Raw genomic sequence first — 612 nt, forward strand, 5'->3', positions numbered from 1 at the left:
CAACGTCAAGGTTCGCGTCAAAGCGGACAACTCCGGCGTCGACCTCGCTAACGTCAAGATGTCGATGAACCCGTTCTGCGAAATCGCAGTGGAAGAAGCTGTACGCCTGAAAGAGAAAGGTGTTGCGACTGAAATCGTCGTCGTCTCCATTGGTCCGACTACTGCTCAAGAGCAGCTGCGTACCGCCCTGGCGCTGGGTGCCGATCGGGCCATCCTCGTCGAATCCGCTGATGAATTGAACTCCCTGGCCGTGGCCAAGTTGCTCAAGGTTGTAGTCGATAAGGAACAGCCACAGTTGGTGATCCTTGGCAAACAAGCCATCGACAGCGACAACAACCAGACCGGCCAGATGCTGGCTGCCCTGACCGGCTACGGTCAGGGCACGTTCGCCTCGAAAGTCGAAGTCAGTGGCGACAGCGTTGCCGTGACTCGCGAAGTCGACGGCGGCGGCCAGACAGTTTCCCTGAAACTGCCAGCCATCGTCACCACCGACCTGCGTTTGAACGAGCCGCGTTATGCGTCCCTGCCAAACATCATGAAAGCCAAGAAGAAGCCTCTCGAAGTGCTGACTCCGGACGCTTTGGGCGTTTCCACCGCCTCCACCACCAAGAC

The 612-nt window shown here is 58.2% G+C and carries 1 protein-coding gene; it reads left to right on the top strand.

The window, feature by feature from the left end:
- Positions 1 to 612: electron transfer flavoprotein subunit beta/FixA family protein (locus tag F8N21_RS30355; RefSeq protein WP_150645604.1), on the top strand; the 612-nt coding region annotated here is incomplete at both ends.

Source organism: Pseudomonas fluorescens (genome assembly GCF_902497895.1).
In the GTDB taxonomy this organism is placed as follows: Bacteria; Pseudomonadota; Gammaproteobacteria; order Pseudomonadales; family Pseudomonadaceae; genus Aquipseudomonas; species Aquipseudomonas fluorescens_BP.